This window comes from Paenibacillus sp. FSL W7-1332, assembly GCF_037969785.1.
Classification (GTDB): domain Bacteria; phylum Bacillota; class Bacilli; order Paenibacillales; family Paenibacillaceae; genus Paenibacillus_AQ.
The window spans coordinates 5209871-5227697 of the sequence record NZ_CP150209.1 but is presented as its reverse complement, the minus strand read 5'-3'; the positions used below and the strand labels follow the sequence as shown (position 1 = coordinate 5227697).

The 17827-nt window shown below is 46.4% G+C and carries 20 protein-coding genes and 1 pseudogene; 17 read left to right on the top strand and 4 right to left on the bottom strand.

The window, feature by feature from the left end; translation table 11 throughout:
* Positions 1-52 precede the first annotated feature (52 nt).
* The 5 genes and pseudogenes from MKX98_RS23615 to MKX98_RS23595 all read left to right on the top strand — a co-directional run bounded on the left by MKX98_RS23615 (position 53) and on the right by MKX98_RS23595 (position 2970).
* Positions 53-601 carry an HAD-IIIA family hydrolase gene (locus tag MKX98_RS23615; protein WP_339218733.1) on the top strand — a complete coding sequence of 183 codons (549 nt, stop codon included), beginning with the start codon at positions 53-55 and terminating at the stop codon, positions 599-601.
* A 16-nt stretch (positions 602-617) separates the two neighbouring features.
* A complete protein-coding gene (locus MKX98_RS23610) occupies positions 618-1310 on the top strand; it encodes a DinB family protein (protein ID WP_339218732.1) in 693 nt (230 codons plus the stop codon).
* A gap of 44 nt (positions 1311-1354) precedes the next feature.
* Positions 1355-1893, top strand: a pseudogene (locus MKX98_RS23605) (DinB family protein).
* On the top strand, positions 1886-2116 hold the full coding sequence (locus MKX98_RS23600; protein WP_194543822.1) for a hypothetical protein: 231 nt from the start codon (positions 1886-1888) through the stop codon (positions 2114-2116). The pseudogene MKX98_RS23605 and the gene MKX98_RS23600 overlap by 8 nt, the downstream one beginning before the upstream one ends.
* A 101-nt stretch (positions 2117-2217) precedes the next feature.
* On the top strand, positions 2218-2970 hold the full coding sequence (locus tag MKX98_RS23595) for a hypothetical protein (RefSeq protein ID WP_339218730.1): 753 nt from the start codon (positions 2218-2220) through the stop codon (positions 2968-2970).
* Positions 2971-3111: 141 nt separating this feature from the next.
* On the opposite strand, the gene MKX98_RS23590 is transcribed toward MKX98_RS23595, so the two are convergent.
* The 3 genes from MKX98_RS23590 to MKX98_RS23580 are packed head-to-tail and all read right to left on the bottom strand — an operon-like array spanning position 3112 to position 5432.
* The gene (locus MKX98_RS23590; protein WP_339218729.1) at positions 3112-3978 is read right to left on the bottom strand and encodes a DUF4097 family beta strand repeat-containing protein; all 867 of its coding nucleotides are present in this window, start codon (positions 3976-3978) and stop codon (positions 3112-3114) included.
* Positions 3979-4009: 31 nt separating this feature from the next.
* Positions 4010-4708, bottom strand: a complete 699-nt coding sequence (locus tag MKX98_RS23585; RefSeq protein ID WP_339218727.1) for an ABC transporter permease — start codon at positions 4706-4708, stop codon at positions 4010-4012.
* Positions 4701-5432, bottom strand: coding sequence for an ABC transporter ATP-binding protein (locus MKX98_RS23580; protein WP_339218725.1), 732 nt, complete (start codon positions 5430-5432; stop codon positions 4701-4703). Before MKX98_RS23580 ends, MKX98_RS23585 begins: the two co-directional genes overlap by 8 nt.
* Before the next feature lie 178 nt (positions 5433-5610).
* Between MKX98_RS23580 and MKX98_RS23575 the strand changes: the two genes are divergently transcribed.
* The 10 genes from MKX98_RS23575 to MKX98_RS23530 all read left to right on the top strand — a co-directional run bounded on the left by MKX98_RS23575 (position 5611) and on the right by MKX98_RS23530 (position 13370).
* Positions 5611-6330, top strand: coding sequence for a response regulator transcription factor (locus MKX98_RS23575; protein ID WP_339218723.1), 720 nt, complete (start codon positions 5611-5613; stop codon positions 6328-6330).
* On the top strand, positions 6321-7430 hold the full coding sequence (locus tag MKX98_RS23570; RefSeq protein WP_339218721.1) for a HAMP domain-containing sensor histidine kinase: 1110 nt from the start codon (positions 6321-6323) through the stop codon (positions 7428-7430). The genes MKX98_RS23575 and MKX98_RS23570 overlap by 10 nt, the downstream gene beginning before the upstream one ends.
* A complete protein-coding gene (locus MKX98_RS23565; protein ID WP_339218720.1) occupies positions 7427-7981 on the top strand; it encodes a GNAT family N-acetyltransferase in 555 nt (184 codons plus the stop codon). The genes MKX98_RS23570 and MKX98_RS23565 overlap by 4 nt, the downstream gene beginning before the upstream one ends.
* 104 nt (positions 7982-8085) lie before the next feature.
* Entirely contained in the window at positions 8086-8730 is a 645-nt protein-coding gene (locus MKX98_RS23560; protein WP_339218718.1) for a TetR/AcrR family transcriptional regulator, read from the top strand.
* A complete protein-coding gene (locus tag MKX98_RS23555; protein WP_339218716.1) occupies positions 8727-8903 on the top strand; it encodes a hypothetical protein in 177 nt (58 codons plus the stop codon). Before MKX98_RS23560 ends, MKX98_RS23555 begins: the two co-directional genes overlap by 4 nt.
* A complete protein-coding gene (locus MKX98_RS23550; RefSeq protein WP_339218715.1) occupies positions 8878-11196 on the top strand; it encodes an ABC transporter permease in 2319 nt (772 codons plus the stop codon). Before MKX98_RS23555 ends, MKX98_RS23550 begins: the two co-directional genes overlap by 26 nt.
* Before the next feature lie 4 nt (positions 11197-11200).
* Positions 11201-11959, top strand: a complete 759-nt coding sequence (locus MKX98_RS23545; protein ID WP_220684398.1) for an ABC transporter ATP-binding protein — start codon at positions 11201-11203, stop codon at positions 11957-11959.
* A 140-nt stretch (positions 11960-12099) separates the two neighbouring features.
* On the top strand, positions 12100-12240 hold the full coding sequence (locus tag MKX98_RS23540) for an NUDIX hydrolase (RefSeq protein WP_194543810.1): 141 nt from the start codon (positions 12100-12102) through the stop codon (positions 12238-12240).
* Positions 12182-12790, top strand: coding sequence for a nucleoside-triphosphatase (locus MKX98_RS23535; RefSeq protein ID WP_339218712.1), 609 nt, complete (start codon positions 12182-12184; stop codon positions 12788-12790). The genes MKX98_RS23540 and MKX98_RS23535 overlap by 59 nt, the downstream gene beginning before the upstream one ends.
* A gap of 1 nt (position 12791) precedes the next feature.
* Complete coding sequence (locus MKX98_RS23530) at positions 12792-13370, top strand: GNAT family N-acetyltransferase (protein ID WP_071221808.1); 579 nt, start codon at positions 12792-12794, stop codon at positions 13368-13370.
* Between the two features lie 86 nt (positions 13371-13456).
* On the opposite strand, the gene MKX98_RS23525 is transcribed toward MKX98_RS23530, so the two are convergent.
* Entirely contained in the window at positions 13457-14503 is a 1047-nt protein-coding gene (locus tag MKX98_RS23525; RefSeq protein WP_339218710.1) for a PocR ligand-binding domain-containing protein, read from the bottom strand.
* 204 nt (positions 14504-14707) lie between these two features.
* On the opposite strand from MKX98_RS23525, the gene MKX98_RS23520 reads away from it, so the two are divergent.
* Positions 14708-15844: a glycerol dehydrogenase gene (locus tag MKX98_RS23520; protein ID WP_071221806.1), complete on the top strand. Its 1137-nt coding sequence runs from the start codon at positions 14708-14710 to the stop codon at positions 15842-15844.
* A gap of 1 nt (position 15845) precedes the next feature.
* Positions 15846-17606 carry a dihydroxyacetone kinase subunit DhaK gene (gene dhaK, locus MKX98_RS23515; RefSeq protein ID WP_339218707.1) on the top strand — a complete coding sequence of 587 codons (1761 nt, stop codon included), beginning with the start codon at positions 15846-15848 and terminating at the stop codon, positions 17604-17606.
* Positions 17607-17827: the final 221 nt, after the last annotated feature.

Genomic DNA, 17827 nt, shown 5'->3' with positions numbered 1-17827 from the left:
GGAGATAATCCTATTCCCGCAAAAAAATGAATGAAGAAAGGAGCCTGACCAATTGCTAGAGCCCCCAAGACAGGCGGTTTTCATTGACAGGGACGGAACGCTTGGAGGAACCGATCGGGTTGTTTTGCCCGGTGAATTTGAGCTTTTTCCGCAAGTACAGAATTCGATTGATTCACTCAGAGCTGCAGGCATGCTGATTTGTTCATTTACGAATCAACCTGGAATAACTCGGGGCGAGGCAACAAAGGATGAATTCGAAGCGGAATTATTAGGCTTTGGTTTTGACAAAATCTATCTTTGTGCTCATGAGCATGGAGCGGGTTGTCCGTGTAGAAAGCCGTCCCCTGGAATGCTGTTGAAAGCCGCAGAAGAAAATAATCTGGATTTAAGGAAGTGTTTTGTCATAGGAGATCGATGGACGGATATGGTTGCTGCCAAAGAAGCCGGTTGCAAGAAAGTGTTAGTGAAGACGGGAGCTGGTGCCAAGGAACTGGAAAAATTCAATAACAACGAGTACTTCGGCAAATGGAAAGAAGCGTATCCCGATTTTATCCCGACAGACTTTAACGAAGCCGTGAGATGGATATTAGAGGGCGGCTAAAAAAGGATGGTTCTCTATGGATTTGAGTCAAAGAAAACAGTGGAATGAAAATCACAAAAAGCTAACCCGGATCATTTTGGATCCGGCTAAGCATCAGAGTGCAGTTGACTTATTCTTGCAGCAGCATCGCTTGTTACATTCTTCAAGAATGAGCCATTCACCCAGTGCGACCCTTGAGGATGAATTAGTTAAAGATCTGCAAGAGGAAACATTCCGTCAATATCCAGTTACGGCTCCTGATACAAAGAATTCGATAATATGGCATATGTGGCATATGACGCGTATTGAAGACATGACGATGAGCGTACTCGTAAATAACGATGTCCAAGTATTGCATTCAGGCCAGTGGAATAAGAAACTCCACATTGATGATGTTCATTCCGGAAATGAAATGACGGAAGCGGAAATCGCTAACTTGAGTGCGACTCTTGATATTGATTCATTATTCGCTTATCGGATTGAAGTTGGGCGGAACACTCGTGAAGTCATATCCCGTTTATTGCCAGGCGACTTTAAGCAAAAAGTTGAAGCGGCAAGAATCCATCAACTTAAAGTGCAGCATGCGGTTAAGGAAGAGGCATCGTGGTTGCTTGAATACTGGGGAAACAAAACGATTGCGGGATTAGTGCTCATGCCGGCAACAAGGCATATTTTTCTTCACTTGAATAAATCGATACGACTAAAACAAAAAATTCAAAAGTCCAAATAGTGATGCTTGATGCTATTTATTTTTACAAGAGAGGTTGTGCTAGGATGTTATACGATTTGCAAGGCGAAGAGAATATGTCAACGATCGTGGGAATGTTATATGGCGCTGTCAAAGAGAACAGCCAAAGGTTAAAATCCATATCAGGGGGCATGTCGCAAGAGGAAATAGACTACAAAGGCCCTGATAACAAATTCAATAGTGCCGCACAATTAATAAAACACATCATGTACGTCGACCTGAATTGGGTTTATAGGATTAAAGGGGAGACGCTCCCCAGTCATTAACAGACGAATACGGCCCGATGATCGATGAACATAACAGGCTGCCAATGGTTTCAGGGATGCCTCTGGACACGCTTATATCTAAATATGAAGTTGTATTGAATATGCTGAAAGAAACATGCACGCAATTAACGGATGCTGATCTGGACAACATTGTCGCATTCGATCACGAAAATGAAAAGCAAGCCACCATACGGTGGGGATTATGGCATATGGCCGACCATAACCGTTACCACCAAGCCCATATTAATCAGCTTAGAAAGTGGTACGCTGAGCAAAGGAGAGGCATGGATCATGAATAAAAGAATACGATCCATCCTCGTGTTTTCCTTGAGTTTGCTATCGCTGCTTATTTCGTTAAAGTTATTTTGGAATATGGGTATTTTTGTGGATGAATACGGCTTGAGCCCAGACATTGTGAGTGGCGGAGACTTCTGGCTTTTGATGGATTGGTTAAGATTAGGGTTACTGTTTTTAGTATGCGTTATATCTGGCGTTAGCATCTTAAAAAGCTTTGATGAATAAACCTAATTGGTTTGAAGAAAAAGCATATTTGTTTTCGAAAAAGTAGCAAGGGATGCCAGAAATGTGACACATGATAGAAGGTTGTGAATGGAGGAAAGAATATGCGAGCAACAGAAGATATCATGCAGGTATGGAGGAAGTTCAACGATGTTCCAATGGAGACCTTAACTAAAGCCTGGCACAGCTTAATCGACCCGGAATGCAAACAACGAACAACGGATGTCATGAAAGAGCATCGCGCATTATATGGAACGTCGGGTAATTGTTTTGATTTGGCGATTTGGTTAATCGATGAATTCAGACGGAACAAACGACCCTGTTATGGAGTACTAACGGCACATTTGCATGTAGCTGTGGTCGTAATTAATGAAGAAGGCAACAAATATTTCTGCGATTTAGGAGATCAATGGATTGAGCCTATTTTGTTAGAACCAAATCATGAAGCGTATACGGAAGAGTTTTTGGAAGATTTTTTTCCAGGTTCCCTTATCAGACTAAACACTCGCTCGAATCGACTCTTGGTAACCTACAGAAGACCAAACGGAAAGGAAAGCAGCCAAGCATTCGACTTGACGCCCGTATCCGATGAGGCATTGATCATCGCCGGGCAAAAAACGCAGCGCCTGTTCAGCGATCCGCTTGTGGAAAAGCGGATTTTTACGGATCAGCAGGTTCTCCATTGGGAATTCGATAATTATGAAAGCTACCTAAGTTCCAAGGAAGGCAGAAAAGTGGAGCTTCAGCTGAAGGATATCGAGGAATGGGCAGAACGAATACATACGATGAGCGGGATCCATGAAGAAGTCGTCATACGTGCATTGGAAGTCTACTCGAAAAAGTCTTTGCATCCTTAGCGCCGGACGTTCATCACTTTAGTCTAGGAAGAACGTGTGGCAACCAAAAGGAATGAACAGCTATTGCCGTGCGGCTCTTAGGAGATATCTCTCGTGCTCGGGCTTGCCGGCAATAGTCCGTTTCGTTTTTTTCGCATTCCTTTATTTTACAGCGATCGTTCCGGAACGGCTGACAAGCTCCAATGCATGGGCTGCATCCCCAATCGTGCCTGCCACTGATTGTTCCGTGCTCTGTGTTTCTTTGAAGCCATCTAGACCAATGCTTATATCCGATGAATCGCTGGTTGCGTTAAGCTTTAAGGTAGCAGGAGGCGTTTTATAAGATACGGAGATATCTCCGGACCCGGTTTCTACGCGCAGCCTCTTTGCTTCTTCGATCTCTTTGACGGATACTTCCCCAGCTGTTGAAGCGATATTCATAAAGGGACTGGTCACGCCTGTAATATAGCTGTCACCGCTGCCAGAAGTTACGGTTAATTCGTTTAGCGAGCTGTCTTTCAATTTGAGCTCTCCGTCTTTGGATGTAAATTCCCCCTTGTCAGCTGAAAGTCCTTCGATGGTTTCAGAGCCCGAATGGTTGTTGAAGACGATGTTTAGAGCCGATACATCCTTCATCTTGATGTCACCCGCATCATTATTCAATGTAATCGTATCGACTTCTTGGTCGGGAATTGAGATATAGATCGTCCCTTTTTTGCCAAAAGTGAACCCTGCCATAGCACCACCCTGGTCTTTCTGGGTAACAACAATTTTATTCCCTTCCTGGTCAATCGTTACAGGGTCGCTCTTGTTGCCCTGACGCTTGCCATCGCAAGCGATGGTGATGTTCGAGGAATCCGAACGATTGAATTCAATGTCCCAGGATTCATTGTTGATTTCAATTTCTTCAATGAGTTTTGCCTCAAAGTATGCTTCATGGTGATAACCTGATTTCCCTACACCTTGGCAGCCTATAACGAACCCGCCAACGGTAAGCAAAACAAGCGAAGTGGTTAGGATTTTTCTCATGCTCAAGTCCTCCAATCATATAGTGAAATTTTTAAGCTACATCGGTTCGATCCACTTTATGAAAAGAAAGATAGCCAAGGATCAGGCCAAGCAGACAGAGTGCTATCGGGATGGCGATAAATTGAAACAGACTGGTCGAGCTTCCCCCGTCAGACACCGTGGCGTTAATCACAAAGCCGATAATGACAGCCGAGGTTATCGTGGAAGCCGTTGATTTTTTTCTCATACCAATAGTTAAAGGAATCAGGCTGATTCCAGCGATCATGAATGCGTTGATCAACGTTGATGGAATAGCATCCACCATGTCATCGATACGAATCGGTGCGTCAAACAACCCTATTATCGGGTTCAAGAAGTACGTTGATAGATTGATCATAATCGTAGTGAGGATGATGCTGAACAAACAAAATCCAAACACAATCGATAGCTTGGCTTGCATGATTTTTTTTCGCTGCAGGGGGTAGGTGAATAACACTTGGATCATGCTGCTCTTGTATTCTTCAATAACCAAACGTGACATAATCACACTTGAGAAAATGATATACGTAATTCTAATCAAAATATCCGATAAAGACATGAAATCCGCATAATTCATGGGTTCGTTCTCACTCTGAGAGCCCAGCGCCATCAATGTAACGGCGGCGAAAATTACCACAATACAAACGGCTAATCCTCTAAAATAACGGGTTATGTTACTTTTTTGCCATTCAAGCTGTATGAGTTTAAGCATATCGTTTGCCTCCATGAATGAGATGGATGAAGTACTCTTCTAACGATCCGGCATATTGTCTTCGGATGTCCTCCATCTTGACTTCCTTTAATAGTTTCCCCTGATGAATAATGCCAATCGTATCGGCGACCGATTCGATTTCGGATACGATATGACTCGAAATTAAAATGGTCGTTCCGTATCTTTCCTTTAAATGCAAGAAAAGCTCCCGCATTTCCTTAATCCCGATTGGGTCAAGCCCATTGATGGGTTCATCCAGAATGAGAATGTCGGGTTTCGTAACAATCGCGCGCGCAATCCCTAACCGCTGCTTCATGCCTAAAGAGAATTCATGGATTTTTTTCTTCCCCACACCCTGAAGACCTACGATCTCAAGCGCTTCCTTGATCGCAGTCTTATCGCGATAGTCCATGTATCTACAATGAAGCGCCAAATTAGCCTCTGCTGTCAGCCTGTCGTAAAACACGGGATATTCAATGATGCTGCCAATTCTTTTTAAGTATTCAACCGATGTTGGCAGAACCAGCTGATCGAATACTTGGATATTACCGGAAGACGGTTTTACCAGATTTAAGATCATTTTCATAATGGTTGTTTTACCGGCCCCATTCGGACCTAAAAACCCGTAAATTTCTCCTCTGCTGATACTCATATTGACGTTGGTAATGGTTTCTGTGCCCTTGAATGCCTTGTTTACTTCATTGATTTGAATGGCGGCGTTCACTTGTGATTTCCTCCCTTAATGATGTGCTACACTAAGCTTAGGGAATGAAAGTAAAAATAAAGTAAACACTGTGGAAAAAACTCGTAACATTTTACATAGAGTAATCTCGTAACCTTTTAAATAGAGTAAGATAGAAAATGAATTCGCAGGATAAGCTTAAAGTGAGGAGAAAATCGCAATGGAATCTGCAACCATACTAGCTGTTGATGATGAAATCGGTATTTTGAAGTTATTGGAGATCACGCTTCGGAAAGAGAACTTCACGAATATCGATACCGTATCATCGGGCAAAGGCGCGCTGCAGCGCATCAAAGAAAAGGCATATGATATGATATTGCTCGATATTATGCTCCCGGATCTAAGCGGTTTTGAGCTCTGTACGGAGATCCGTAGACATACGAATGCACCGATTATTTTTATTAGCGCGCGTTCCACCGACTTCGACAAATTAACAGGTTTAGGGATCGGCGGAGACGATTATATTACTAAGCCGTTTAATCCGATGGAGGTCATTGCCCGAATCAAGGCGATCCTTCGCCGGCAAAGGCTTACGGAGAATGCACATCAACAAAACACGGCGTACGATTACGGGTACTTCTCTTTTCATCCTGAATCGGCAACGTTAACCGTGCAGAGTCAATCTGTAGAATGCACGGCGAAGGAGCTGGAGCTGCTGCATTTCTTTTGTAAACATCCGAATCATATCTTCACGACGGCGCAGCTCTACGAATTGGTATGGGGAAATGATGTGTACGGGGAAGAAAAAACGGTCACGATCCATATCTCCAAGCTGCGAAAAAAACTCGGCGATGATACCCGAAAACCAAAAATCATCGTGAATTTGCGCGGAATCGGTTATAAATTCATTCCCCCGAATGAGGCACTATCATGCGAATAAAGACTCGATTTACGATGCATTTAGCATTAGGGCTTATCTTATGGATGCTTGGGACGGGCTTGCTCGTCGTTATTATGATTGAAGGCTTTCTCCCCTTACTCGATATCCATGTCAGTATGGATGAGGAAGGGCTCGTTGTAGGATGGGTCTTTGGTATCAGCACGTTGCTGTGCATCGTCTTGTTTGGATGGTATTTTGGCGGCCCGATCGGCTTCATCATGGCGTGGATTCATCGACTCTCGCAGGACAATTACAAGCAGCCAGCCAATTTGTCCAAAATATATACCCGAAAAGGGAAGCTTCGCATGCGGTTCCGCCTGTATCAGGAGGTGCTTGAGCATCTTCATTCCTTGGGCAGTATTTTGCAAGCGAACGAAGTCGAGCGAACCCAAATCGAAGAAGCCAAGCAGGAATGGATTGCGGGGATCTCTCATGATTTGAAAACACCTTTAACCTATATCAAAGGCTACTCGGCCCTCTTATTGAATGACCAGTACGAATGGTCGAAGGAAGAGGCGATTTCTTTCATCCGGGAAATGGACGACAAGGGAAAGCATATGGAAGAGTTGATTCAAGATTTAAGCCTCGTCACACAGCTCAATCGCGCCGACGGCGCTTTGCCGTTACAGAAGACGAATCAAGATATCGTCGAATTTACAAAACGGGTGGTTGCCGATATTAGCAACAATCCGCAAGCGAGCAGCTATCATTTGCATTTTCAAGCGGATTCGCCTGCCATCCAGGTTGATTTTGATTCGAAATTCATGCAGCGCATCCTGCAAAATATCATGATGAACTCCATCCTCCACAATCCTGAACATACGGATATTTATGTACAGATTACGGACGAAGGAGAGCATGCTGCGATCCGCATCATGGACAACGGCGTAGGTATGCCGGCTCATATGTTGGAACATCTATTCCAGCAATATTACCGGGGCACCACCACGGAATCTTCATCAGATGGCACGGGACTCGGAATGGCGATTGTCTACAAGCTGGTTCAGGCCCATGACGGTGCAATCAATGTAGAAAGTGAGCCTTCACAAGGCACTACGTTCACGATTCGATTGCCAAAACAAGGAGGGAGACCTATATGAAGAAACTGCCGACCATTCCATTGGAAAGATTGATATTGCGGCCTTTCCGTATAGAAGATGCCAAAGTCGTTCAACAATTAGCAGGGGATCCCTATATTGCGGAAACAACATTGTATATCCCGCATCCGTATGAGGATGGGATGGCAGAACAATGGATCGAAACACATGCTCATAACTTTCATGAAGACCGATCACTGGAACTGGCCATTGTACATAAAGAAGAACAATATGTAATAGGCGCAATCTGTATTGGATGTACTCGTAAGTTTGATCATGGTGAACTTGCATATTGGATTGGGAGACCGTATAAGAACAATGGATATTGTACGGAAGCGGCAAGAGGTATCGTTAGGTACGCGTTTGACGAACTGAAATTAAACCGAATATTTGCCCGTTATCTGGGGAAGAACCCTGCTTCAGGTAAAGTCATGGAGAAGCTGGGAATGAAATACGAAGGGCGATTAAGGCAGCATGTTCGAAAATGGGATCAATACGAAGACCTTGTGTATTATGGCCTTTTAAGGGATGAATATGTTTCAGAGAATAGTTGAGGGGCCCCCCGCCTAGATTCACTTAAAAACATCTTGACAATAACAGGAAATCTGTTATTCTATTACCGACAGGCAGTCGGTCTGTAGTGAGGGGGGGTGTAACCATGAGAGTTGTAAAAAAAGCGGAGGAACGCAGGAATGAGATCCTTGATGCAGCGGATGAGCTGTTTGCTCAGAAGGGCTTTGACGGCACAAGTACAAACGATATTCTTGAAAAGGTCGGCATTGCGCGGGGAACCTTGTATCATCACTTCAAGTCGAAGGAGGATATTATGGATGCGCTGATTGATCGGTATAGTGACGGCCTTCTAGATGCAGCGCAGGTCATTGCCGCAGACAAGACGATACCCGTAGTCGAGCGCGTGATTCGCGTTGTTATGGCTCTGAACTTAAGCGGAGGAAGCAGCAAGGAGATTATGGAGCATATTCACAAGCCGCAGAACGCGCTTATGCACCAAAAAATACAAAAGGTCATCATCAACCGAGTTCCGCCGATCCTGACGGGAATCATCCGCGAAGGCATTGAGCAGGGGATGTTCAGCACGCCGTTTCCGTATGAATGCATGGAAATGGTTGTGATCTATGCGAATACCGTTTTTGATGACGATATGATTACCTTGACGAATGAAGAGCGCGGCACACGAATGCTGGCCTTTGTTTGCAACGTAGAAAGGCTGCTCGGTGCGGCAAGCGGGAGTCTTATGGACGTCATGCAGATGTTTGGTGGAGGAGACGAAAGGGAGTCATGAATAAACGGATAGTGTGGGGAATATCATCGGCGGGCCTCGGCAGAGGGATGGCATTTCTCGTGATTATCGCCGGGATGCTGTTATGTGTGACTTCGGTCATTCTGTATAAGTTAAGGCGGTTAAAATGCGTGAAAGCAGAGGTGTTTTATGTACTCCAGAATAATCCGCAATGATCTTTTAAAAAGCAAGGCCATTACGCTAACGACCATGATATTTGTCGCTGCGGCGGCTATGCTTGTTTCGCTTGCGGCGATCCTCGTCGTCAATCTCACGGGTGCGCTGAACACATTGATGATACAAGCCAAAACCCCGCATTTTATGCAGATGCATTCCGGTGAAATAGATTCTGCGCGGCTTTCAGCTTTTGCGGAGCAGCATCACAATGTGGATGACGTTCAAGTGATGGAATTTCTCAATATGGATGGTGCGCGGATACGATTAGGCGAGCATTCGCTTGCAAATAGTGTCCAGGATAACGGATTTAGCATGCAGAGCCAAAAATTCGATTATCTGCTTGATCTCGACGGAAACATCATCAAACCTGCCATCGGCGAGTTGTATGTTCCGGTAAGCTATATGAGGGATGGAACAACCAAGGTCGGTGATCTGGCGGTTATTAGCGGGAAGGAGTTTATCGTTGCAGGATTCCTCCGGGATTCACAGATGAACTCTACGCTCTCCTCCTCCAAAAGATTTCTAGTACATAAACATGATTATGCGGAAATTAAGAGCCTTGGCAGCACGGAGTATCTGATTGAGTTTAGATTAAAGGATCTATCCGAGCTCGGTTCATTTGAAACGGCTTACGCCTCCGCAGGCCTTGAAGCAAACGGACCAACCGTTACATACAAGCTTTTCAAAATGATGAACGCACTTTCCGATGGATTGATGATCGCGGTTATACTTCTTGTGAGCGCGCTTGTCGTGGCCATCGCATTGATGTGCATACGATTTACGCTCCTGGCGAAAATCGAAGACGACTACCGCGAGATTGGCGTGATGAAGGCAATTGGGCTGCGTGTTTCCGACATAAAGAAGATGTATCTTGCGAAATACGCAGCGATTGCGGCGGTGGGTTGTATGCTCGGTTTTGCACTGTCGTTTATGTTCAAAGGCATGCTTCTTGAAAATATACGGCTGTATATGGGAGAAAGTGAAAATTCCGCTTATGCTTTGTTGTTCGGAATTAGCGGCATACTGCTTGTATTCCTTGCCATCATCACCTATGTAAACACAGTGTTGAAACGTTTTCGGAACATATCCGCTGCAGAAGCTATACGCTTTGGCACTTCGCAGGACAAAAGCTCAGGCGCCAGCCGTTTTAATCTAAGTGGAAACAGGCTGTTGAATACGAATGTTTTCCTTGGTATCAAAGACGTTCTCGCAAGGAAAAAGCTTTATGCTACAAGCCTAACGGTACTGGTGATTTCAGCATTTATCATGATGGTTCCACAGAATTTGTACAACACCATCTCCTCTACAAGTTTCACGCAATATATGGGGATCGGAAACTATGATTTACGTGCTGACATACAGCAGACCGATAACATTTCAGAAAAAACGGCTGAACTACGAAATGAGATGAGCAGCGACCCCGCCATATCCAAGGTTGCCGTCCTTACAACAAAAGTCTTTAACATCAAAACAGAAGACGGTTCTGAGGAAAACATAAAAATCGAACTCGGCGACCATTCCATATTCCCGATTGCTTATTCCATTGGCAGAGCACCCGCTGCAGAGGATGAAATTGCACTATCGGCTATAAATGCCGATGAACTAAGCAAGAAGGTCGGCGATGTCATTACACTGGTAATAGAGGGACAGGAGAAGGAACTGACGGTGAGCGGGATATATTCCGACATTACCAACGGCGGCAAAACCGCAAAGGCGGTATTTACCGACAATTCGGCGGATATGATGTGGAGCATCATCTGTGTTGAACTTTCGGATATATCTCTTATCGGCGCTAAGATTTCAGACTACGCGGACAGGTTTGATTTTGCCAAGATTTCAGATATTGATGAATTTATTACGCAGACATTCGGCTCAACGATAAATGCTGTTAAGAAGGCCTCGGACGCTGCAATTGCTGTTGCGCTGATGATATCGGTACTGATTACCCTGATGTTTATAAAAATGCTTGTTGCGAAGGACAGATATTCCATTGCCGTTATGAAAGCCCTCGGTTTCACGAACTCGGACATAAAGGTGCAATATGCTTCGCGTTCGGTATTTGTTCTGATGGTCGGCATTGTTCTTGGAACGCTTCTGGCGAACACGCTCGGAGAAAGGCTTGCGAGTGCGGTTATCTCTTCGTTTGGAGCGTCAGCGTTTCATTTTGTGGTCAATCCGCTTTCGGCGTATCTGTACAGCCCGCTTATGATGATAACCGCGGTACTTATCGCAACCATGATCGGCACTTCGGGCGCAGGACGTATCAAAATATCCGAAAATATAAAGGAGTAGGCAGATGAAAAAGATGATTATCGGTGAGGATATCGTCAAGTCTTTCGGCGAGGGTGGCGAACAGCGCAATGTTCTGGACGGGGTGTCCGCCAGTATACACGAGGGCGAGTTCGTAGCTGTTATGGGACCATCAGGCTCGGGCAAATCCACGCTAATGTTTGCACTGAGCGGGACGGATGGCGTGAATGGCGGAAAAGTCGTTTTTGAGGGCAAGGATTTATCGACGCTTGGGGAGAATGAGCTTGCAGATTTACGCAGAACCCAAATGGGTTTTGTGTTCCAACAGCCTACGATGCTGAAAAATTTGAATATCCTCGACAATATCATTCTTCCTTCCATGCGGGATAACCGTAAAAACGCCGCGACCATTTCGATGAAGGCGAGGGAGCTTATGAAAAGGGTAGGCATCGCAGAGCTTGAAAAACGGAACATCACCCAGGTTTCGGGTGGTCAGCTTCAGCGTGCGGGAATATGCCGGGCACTGATGAACAACCCGAGAATTATCTTCGGCGACGAGCCAACGGGAGCGCTCAACTCCATATCCGCTCAGGAAATCATGGACCTATTCTCGGAGATCAATGCAGACGGTACGGCGGTGATGCTTGTCACTCACGATGCACAAGTTGCGGCGCGGACGGAGCGCATTATGTTTATGCGCGATGGGAAAGTGGTCGGCGAACTCAAGCTTCCAAAGCTTGTGGGAACGGATATGGATGGCAGGGTCAAGAAAGTTATGCTAAAAATGCAGGAAATCGGAATATAAATCGATATCCATTTAAGCCGCAGGACTATCGCCCTTGGTTAGCGAATGTAGAATTATGGAATCACTTGATTCGCACCATAATTTACGCTTGAGCAGTCAATTGAGCGAAACATTAATCATGAAACGGATGGTATTATACGATGCATGATCAGTCCAAACATTTCGTTGCGGTTTCAGCACTTGTTAAGAATGAGGATGGACATGTTTTAATGGTTCGTACTCATGTTCGTTCGGATACGTGGGAAATGCCCGGAGGTTTCGTTGATGCTGGCGAGTCGTGACGGGGAACGCCTGGAGGCCAAGCACGCATTTTTACTGACAGGGGAACCTCGGATCGGTAAAACGACGATGATCAAACAACTTATCAATGCCATCGGTCCGGATCTTTGCGGTGGATTCTATACGGAGGAAATCACGAATTCGAGTGGTCGAATCGGTTTTAAGTGCGTATCCGTGTGTGGGGTAAGCATCGAGATTGCACATGTAGAAAACCCTAGCAGCACTCGTATTGGAAGATACGGAATGGATGTAGAAGCATTCGAGGATTTTGCCGTGAAAATATTAGAGGATGCCTTGTCCTCCAAGAAAATCATCGTTATCGACGAAATTGGTTTTATGCAGATGTTATCTTCTTCTTTTCAAAAAATAGTACAAGCGATTATTTCAGGTTCCCGAATTGTTCTGGGGACCATTCCTCTGGAGAGCCATCCTGAAATAGACATCATCAAATATCGGAAGGAAGTCAGGATTCTAAGTATGAACGCATCCAATCGTGACACGATATCCGAAACTTTGTTAAAGGATATGATGAAAGCTGTGGAGGGTGAATGATATGCAGATCGAAGATGTCTTTTCGGATCTCCCTACGTTAGAAACAGACAGAACGATATTAAGAAAACTGAGGAGCGAAGACGAACAGGATATATTTCATTACGGCTCTGATGAGGAGGTATCGAGATATACGGCATGGCCGACGCATCAAACGATGGAAGATACCCGTCTCTATTTAATGAGGGTCCTGCATAAATACAGCCAGCATGCTGTGGCCCCTTGGGGAATCGTGGACAAAGAAACCGGAAAGGTCATTGGAACCTCAGGATTTATGGCTTGGGATGTCCGACATGCTAAAGCCGAATTGGGGTATGCCCTGTCCAAGGATTATTGGAATCGTGGTTACATGACCGAAGTGATCAGGACCATCATCTCTTTTGGATTTGAAAGAATGAAGCTGGTTAGAATCGAGGCAAGCTGTCTGCCGTCAAACCTAGGATCAGCCAGAGTGATGGAAAAGGCCGGCATGTCCTATGAAGGTTTATTAAGACAGACGATATTCGTAAAAGGGAACCATGAAGATCTGAAATTATACTCTATTGTTGTGGATGACTACCGGAATCAGAGCAACTCCCGTTAACCGGCTGATTGAATAACGGCCATCGTAGGCACCCCCTTCGTTTATGAGCGAAGGGGGTTACTTGGAATGATCGGTAGGCAGAACGGTCACTTAGCTGATAGCCCGGCATACAAGTTCCGGTACACGGCCGGGGTGAGGTGCTCGAACTTTTTGAACGTTTTAATGAAATAGCCCGTATCGCAAAATCCTAAATCATCGCTCACTTGATGGATCGGCGAATCGGTGGATTCCAGCAGCTGCTTGGCCCATTCAATCTTAAGCCTGGCAATGAAGACGGAGAAATTCTCTCCTGTTTCCTTCGTAAATATGCGGCTGAAATAGCTGGGACTGATATGGCAAAGCCTGGCCATCTCCTTCAGGCTGAAGTTCTCATGCTTATGCGCAAAAATATAGTCAAATGCGGGCTGAAGTACGGCATTCGACGAGACGAACCGTCCCGCGCCATTCTTCAATTTGGTATCGATCAGCGCTCCTGACAGCTCCTGCTGCATGGATTGGATGCTGCGGACCGCACGATCCGACTCCTTAAAAGCTTCCACGGAAGCTGGCGCATCCATGTGGGACGAGAGCACTTTTTTGTACAAATCAATCGTGGTATGCTTCTGAATCGCTTCCTCCACGATATAGGTGCTTAATTGCAGCAGCAGATCCACGCACTTCGTCACCTCATCATAGGATAAGACGGGCAGTGCATCGTAATCCTCTTCGAGTTCCTTGAACTTCCGGTTTGACTCCACATTGGGCGGCCGAGATACGATCTGCTCCAGCATCGGAGCATCAGGTTCTCGGAGCTTGAGCTGTCCGGCCATAATCGCACCAAGATATTGGTTATCGATAATGATCGGGATGGCGATATCGATAATGTTGAAATGGCATAAATAGATATATGGTTTGTTTTGGCGAACCGCTTCAATGCCGGCTCGCGCGTCGCATTTTTGACAATATGAAGAGAGATGGGAATCCTGGCGAACGCCTTGGCAGAAAGGCTGACAGTGGCTGTGCTTGGTGACGGGAACGCCCTTGTAATCAACCGTAAGGATCGCCATTTTGGTCACGAGCGATAAGGAATCCTGCAGCTTCTCCCATTTCTCCAAATCAATGATTTCTTCTAAATCATATCGGGATTTGGACATGACAACATTCTCCTATGAAAAGTTATAGAAACTCTATTGAATATTATAGCGAATGGTTCCACTGAAGAACAAGATAATACAATTTTCCATGGGGATGACAAAAAAATACGATAAGAAAACGCTTTATTCCGACCTCATTGTTTCATGCTTCCCGAATAAGTACAACCTATAATAATTAATATAGTTTAAGTAGGAGGAATGATCATGAGAAGAGCGTTTATCAGTCCGACAAAATATGTGCAGGGTGAGAACGAACTGTTGAATTTGGGCTATTTTGTAAAGACATTCGGAGATTCCGCCCTGCTGATTGCCCATCCCGATGATGTTGCACGGGTGAAAGACAAATTGGAGTCAACCAAACAGAAATTTAATATAACGCTAGTTGAAAGCGGCTTCCGTGGGGAATGCTCCCGGCAGGAGGTTGCCAGATTGCAAGCATTGGCGAAGGAGCATCAATGTGCTTGCACGATTGGCCTCGGCGGAGGCAAAGCGATTGATACGGCAAAATGCGTGGCCGAAGGTGAGGCCCTGATCATTGTTCCGACGATTGCGGCAACCGATGCGCCAACAAGCCATTCAGCGGTCCTCTATACCCCGGAAGGCGAATTCGATGATTATGCTTATTTCAAACAAAGTCCTAGCGTTGTCATGATTGATACGACGGTTATTGCCAAAGCGCCGACTAGATTCCTCGTTGCTGGTATGGGGGATGCGCTCTCTACCTATTTCGAAGCAAGAGCAACGGCGCAATCGTATTCCAATGTCAATGCCGGTTTGCCATGCGGCGTTCGCGAAGGCGTATGCGGTGAAGCCAAAGGGACGATTACCGCGCTGGGACTTGCCAAGCTATGCTATGAAACGCTGCTTGAGAACGGGTACAGAGCGAAACTGGCCTGCGATCAAAACATCGTGACGCCTGCGCTTGAGAATATCATCGAGACGAATATTCTGTTATCGGGACTAGGCTTCGAGAGCGGCGGTTTGGCAGCGATTCACGCGATTCATAATGGCTTGACGGCTCTGGAAGGAACGCATCATTATTATCACGGCGAGAAGGTAGCCTTCAGTACGATTGCTCAATTGGTGCTTGAGAATGCCGATAGGAACGAAATGAAGGAAGTGCTGGACTTCTGTCTGTCGATCGGTCTTCCTGTATGCCTGGAAGATATCGGCGTCGAGCATGTGACCTACGAGGAACTGCTTGAAGTGGCCAAGAAGGCATGTATTGCCGAGGAATCCATCCACTCGATGCCATTCCCGATTTCGGAGGAAGCGGTAGCATCCGCGATTATGGCCGCTGACCAATTGGGCCGTCAATACAAATGGAGCAAGGAGATATAAGATGAAGAAAATCATGAACAAACCGGAAACCTTGGTTCGGGAAATGTGCAATGGGCTTGTGCTCGCGCATCCTGAGCTGGCGTTCAACCCTAAATTCAAGGTGATTTCCAAAAAGGAGATCGACCAAGATAAAGTTACGCTGATCAGCGGCGGCGGCAGCGGCCACGAACCGGCGCATGCCGGATTCGTTGGACAAGGCATGCTGGATGCGGCCGTGTGCGGCGATGTGTTTGCTTCCCCATCCCAAATTCAGGTGTATCAAGCGATCCGCAGCTCCGCGAGCAATAAAGGAACGCTGCTTATTATCAAAAATTACAGCGGTGACATCATGAACTTCAAAAATGCGGCCCACCTCGCGAGCGAGGACGGTATCCAAGTGGATTATGTGAAGGTCGACGATGACATTGCGGTTGAAGATAGTCTCTATACGGTAGGGCGAAGAGGGGTTGCCGGAACGGTGCTCGTTCATAAGGTAGCCGGAGCGGCTGCAGAAGCCGGGCTGGCCCTGCCGGAAGTGAAAGAAGCGGCGCAGCATGCGATTAACCATGTTCGCAGCATTGGCTTCGCGTATACCTCCTGCACTGTGCCCGCCAAGGGAACTCCCACGTTTCATATCGTGGATGGCGAGATGGAGTATGGCGTCGGCATTCACGGCGAACCGGGAATCCGCAGGGAGAAGGCTGTTTCTGCAGATGAGCTGGCGCAGCGGATGGTCACGTCATTGCTGGACAACTTGCAGATGAATGATGCTACGGAGCAAGAAGTGGCCGTATTAATCAACGGATTTGGCGGCACGCCGCTGCAGGAGCTGTATCTGCTGAACAATTCCGTAATGCGCGAATTGGCGTCCCGGAGCAAGCGGGTATTCAAAGTATTCGTCGGCAACTATATGACCAGCATCGATATGGCAGGCGCATCGGTGACAATGATGAAGCTGGACGAAACGCTCAAGAAGTGGCTGTCTGCTCCATGCGATACGCCGGCACTGTCTGTCAAGGGACCTTTTGAACCTGTGAGCTATACCGAGGTTGTTCACGAACAGAAGTCAGAGAACGCGGTATCGTATAAAAACAATACGGATCCTGCCGCAGCGATGGTAAAGAACAACCGGCTGACCTTGCAAAATATCGTATATCTGATCGATCAAATGAGTGAGGTCATTATCGAGAACGAAGTACCGTTCTGCGAGCTCGACGCCCATGCCGGAGACGGCGATTTCGGCATGAGCGTTGCCAAGGGCTTCAAGCAGCTAAAAGCGGAGTGGGACGATATTCTGACCCACCATCTTCGCGATATCGGCGATTTCCTCGACGCCTGCTCGATGATCATCATGGAGCATTGCGGCGGGGCTTCCGGACCGATCTGGGGATCCGGATTCCGGGCCGCGAGTAAATCTGCCGGTCAGAAGCAGGAATTGTCCGTTCAAGAGGTTGCCGATTTGATGCAGGCCGTTGTCAAGGGTATTCAGGATACGGGCGAACGATCGTTCGGAAGAGGAGCCGTTGTCGGCGACAAGACATTGATCGATGCGCTCGTGCCGTTCGCGGATGCCTGGACGCAGAGTGCGGAGCAAGGCGTGGAGATGAGGCCGGCAGCGATGAAGGCGGCCGAAGCGGCGGTTCTCGGCGCTCAGAAGACGGCAGATATCGTTGCCCGAATGGGAAGAGCAGGCACCGTCGGCGAACGCAGCATCGGATACCCGGATGCGGGGGCGCATGCGCTCGGGGTTATTTTCACGGAGCTTGCCAAAGCGATGAAGTAATCTGGAATGTGGTTATGTTCCTGTCAGGTACCGTACTACAGTACTACTCATATGTAATTGTGAAACGGAAGTCCCCTAAATCTACGGGGACTTTTCTTTATTAACTTATTTCGATAGTGGATAGCATAAATGTTCAAGAGATTATAGCCTAAGAAATGGATCGTTAGCATACTATCCATATCGGCAATTGTATACGAGAAATATAAATGAAATTAATAGTA